The sequence below is a fragment of the Desulfofustis glycolicus DSM 9705 genome (genome assembly GCF_900130015.1).
Classification (GTDB): domain Bacteria; phylum Desulfobacterota; class Desulfobulbia; order Desulfobulbales; family Desulfocapsaceae; genus Desulfofustis; species Desulfofustis glycolicus.
On sequence record NZ_FQXS01000068.1, the window covers coordinates 1 to 3,853 of the forward strand.

At 45.1% G+C, this 3,853-nt stretch carries 4 protein-coding genes and 1 pseudogene; 1 reads left to right on the forward strand and 4 read right to left on the reverse strand.

All coding sequences use genetic code 11. The annotated features are described in order from the left end of the window. Window positions 1–487, forward strand: a pseudogene (locus BUC26_RS23695) (hypothetical protein); the annotation flags it as partial. Between the two features lie 138 nt (window positions 488–625). On the opposite strand, the gene BUC26_RS22245 reads toward BUC26_RS23695, so the two are convergent. The 4 genes from BUC26_RS22245 to BUC26_RS22260 form a co-directional block, all read right to left on the reverse strand. Next, window positions 626–1,186 (reverse strand): recombinase family protein, encoded by a 561-nt coding sequence (locus tag BUC26_RS22245; protein ID WP_073379593.1) that lies wholly within the window; start codon window positions 1,184–1,186, stop codon window positions 626–628. 257 nt (window positions 1,187–1,443) lie between these two features. Continuing rightward, window positions 1,444–1,926: a hypothetical protein gene (locus tag BUC26_RS22250; RefSeq protein ID WP_073379587.1), complete on the reverse strand. Its 483-nt coding sequence runs from the start codon at window positions 1,924–1,926 to the stop codon at window positions 1,444–1,446. A gap of 517 nt (window positions 1,927–2,443) precedes the next feature. Next, on the reverse strand, window positions 2,444–2,917 hold the full coding sequence (locus BUC26_RS22255) for a hypothetical protein (protein ID WP_143166140.1): 474 nt from the start codon (window positions 2,915–2,917) through the stop codon (window positions 2,444–2,446). 167 nt (window positions 2,918–3,084) lie between these two features. Continuing rightward, entirely contained in the window at window positions 3,085–3,726 is a 642-nt protein-coding gene (locus tag BUC26_RS22260) for a hypothetical protein (protein WP_073379591.1), read from the reverse strand. Window positions 3,727–3,853 lie beyond the last annotated feature (127 nt).

Sequence of the window (3,853 nt, forward strand, 5' to 3'; positions counted from 1 at the left end):
TTTCAACATATTGATATTAATACATTTTCAGAGAGTTTGTCTGATTTTTTGGGGTAATTGGCCAGTTTTTTACCCGCTATTTTGCAAGGAACCCTACAGTGATGGGCAAGCCATTATAGATTCCGTTCAAGAATTACCTTATAGCCATATTGCAACGATTAATGCAGAACGCCTTGACGTTCAGATGTATCAACCTGACGCAACCCCTATCCTTGTTACCTGTGATTGGAATAAATCAATCTCCAACGATCGTTCGATACCCGCGTCGATAGCAATTCCACTCATGCTTCAAAAAGAGATACCCAGTTGGGAGTGGGCGGAGGTTGCGGAAACTTGGGAAACAATGCGCCCCTATTTTTTGGGTTCGCCTCATGGGAGCAGGTCATCACATTTTGTATCTCAAGAAACAGCATTAACCATGAAAAAAATTTGGAATTTGCTGAACAACACCGGAATGTTCGGTCCAATTTATGTTGCAAAAAAATAATAAGTTCAATCAAATCAGTATTGTTTACACAACCAACTGATTATCAGCGGTCTTCTGCTGACAGTTACAAACGGTATCGGTGCTCCCGGTACCGTTTTTTCGTCCAATCATTCGATTGATTCGATCAAACCTCCAGCTCTATGTGGCCTTTGAGATGCAATTGTAAACTGTGGCTCTGGATACCTCAAATTCGGCTGCTACGGCCTTTATCGTTTCCCCTGCTGCGACCATTACAGAGATCTTTTCACGTTGCGTTGCGGTCAATTTGGCAGGCCTGCCGAGATGTTTCCCCTTAGCTTTTGCTGACGCTATCCCTTCTGCCTGCCGCTGTTTAATAAGCGACCGCTCAAATTGGGCGAACACAGAAAGCATACCGAACATGGCTTGCTTTACTGGATCTGCCTGGCCTGTTGAAAACTCCATTCCTTCTTTCACAAAGCTGATTACTGCGCCCTTTTCGGTGATCTGTTCAACGAGTTGGTACAGGTCGATCATAGACCGGCCAAGGCGAGAAAGCTCGTGGACGAAAACCTTGTCATCTTCTCTGATAAATTCTAGCATGGCCTGCAGGGCTGGGCGCCGTGTGTCCTTGCCGCTGATCTTCTCAGTAAAGATCTTGTCAAGCTCGATCCCTTCAAGCTGTCTGTCTGTTTTTTGATCAGCACTGCTCACCCTGATGTATCCCACCCGTTTGCTCATGTGATCCCCCTTTGTCAAAAGGTTTTGGCTAACTGTCACCAATATCTTAGACCTTTTTAGAATTTGTGTCAACAAATCGTTTTTGGGCCTTTTTGACATGCCTTTTCTGTAGCGCCAAAAAGGTATACCTTTCTGACCGCGACGGTTCATAAATTCGATTGATACTACAGAGGGTGAAGACAGGCAGATCTCTTCCGAACAGACCGGCTCAAGTGCATCTGATGATGGTTTTTTATCCGATTAATCAGCAGAATAGATCATTTTTTCCGCTGCTGAATTTTCACATTGGGCTTCGTCTCTTTGACGGTTATGTAATCCAGAATGGCTTTTTTGGTTTCTTCTGCATTTTCCAGCCCTAGGGCATGACCCGACTCCATAAATTTCTTGAAGTCCGCTGTGCCCTTATATGCAACATCCTTTTTGAAAAATCGATCAAAGAGCGGCCCCAGTGGCAAAGCTATATTCACGATATCGGGACTTACGGCGAAGCTTTCCCGGAAGGTGACAATAGATTCCGCTGAAACGCCTGAAAGCGTTACCGTTGTTGTCCCTTCGCGTCTAGCCCTGGCGATCTCGATCAGGCGATTCTCAACTTCCTCAAGATCACTTTTCACCGTGTCCAGTTTGGACTTGAGCCTCAAACCCTTTTGAATAAGCTTTTCGATGTCTGCATCTTCAGCAGGCATGAAGTATTTTTTACCATCAACCTGAACCCGCTTTACTCCCTTAACCGCCTTCATATTGCCACCATCTGATATTGTTTCGGTACCAGGTGTTACACTTGGTTCGATTTCCCACCAAAACCCGCCAAATACCACCTATTCCCACGAAAAACACAACTATTCAACCATTAAACCCTAATTATCACGGCAATGATGATAATTTCTCCCCCCAACTGCCAAAATGATCTTCTTAAGCATTAGGATCACGGCCCTTCCACATGAAAAAACTGCACATAACAAAAGTTTACATGTTAAACTTTCAGTTAATTTTAACGTCTGCAACTTATAAATATATTGTATATATTTGTTTTTTATTGATAAAATAAACAACAATCAAACACCAAGTAAGCCTTGTGACACTCATTATGCAATTAAAGAAGAAACACCAAAAACGATCATATCTGTCCGTTATTTAACGATATAATCAATTATAGTCGTGCCTGGTATGGGGTATAATCTTACTATTAGACAAAGTCGGTATTTTATTTCTTTATTTTCAACTCCTTGCGGTACTGTTAAAACATTTTGGCCGGTGTTAAACCTTACCGGCAAGGTTGGCCAGCAAATCAACGGACAATTCACTCTCACCTCCCTCAGAGAAACTGACTTGCACAACGTATTCAGGCAAGGACCCGATAGAAAATATTTGTTTTGCTGAGGCTCCCAGAGGCGAGGTATCCGAAAAAGCGACACTCAGTAGTTTTGGACCTGAAACCGTAGCTGCTATTCTTGCCGTAATGCTGCCGTGTCCTTTTAGTTCCAGAGACGATTGCAAAGAGTCGCACATATGGCCGATTCTCCCATAGAGAGCATCACCGCTCTTGCGTAACGCTGACAGCCAGCCATAAGCAGGCGCATCATGAGATGGTGTCCCAATGATAATGGGAACCTGGTCTTCACTATTGAAATTTGCGATAATCTGGTTCAGCTCAAAAGAAGAGACCTGTTTAGCGCCTCCGGCCGCTCCTGATTGGAATATCTTGATCCAAACACCGTCAGTAATTTTCATTTTTGAACCCATTGTCATGAAATGGCGACGGGGGGCAACTCGCCGGGAACACCTATACGAGCGGGGGACCATCGCCGGTTCCCTGGTTTAGTAGGAAGAGGGTATCCCCAGACGAGTGGAGAGACCACCCCGCAGACGGCAACCTACGCCAGCGGGGCATGGTGGTTCTAAGAAATCCCAATTTCTGGGAACACATCTCGCAACCGTTCGAAATCGGCTGAGCCAACACTCGCAAAGCGGTACAGCGCAGACGAATGATTCCTGTCAGGGCTTCTCTCTAGATTTAGATCTGGCAAGTAGAAGTTTGGTACCGAAGACGGCAAGACGGATGTTCCGTTCTTGTACCCGTAATCCCGTAAAAATCGATCAATGGTGACTACCTTCGCAAAGGTACGAAAAAGGTCGCTCGCCATTCGGAAATAATCATCCCCGGCCTTATTCAATTCTTGCGATAGGAATACCTTCAGCGCCTCCCGATGATGGTCAGTGATGGTGGCCAGCTCTTTCTCCAATTCGTTTTTTTTCGACATCAGCCCATTAATCAGGTGGCGCGCTTCACTTGCTATGGTTAAACGCCCTGCTGACAGTTCTTCCTCCGAAGCAATTTGCCCACAGACACTTTTAATCTCTTGCTGATCAATCTGTTTCCCGAGCGCCCTATCAGCAAGCAGCGCCTCTTTCCGCCTGGTAAGCTCTTTCAGCATACTATCATCATCGTCCACAAAGGCTTCGATCGTAACAGACTCTTGCTCAATGACTCCCTCGATTTTTGCAAGTTCTGCCGTCAGCGTATCTTTCCGCTTTTGCAACTTGGTCAGGTCAGCCGAGGTGACAGAAATTTTAGGCTCCTCGTCATTTCGTGTGGATTTGATATCATAAGATCAAATCCACACGAAATAGCGAGGAGAAACGTATGAATGGCAACGATATCATAGC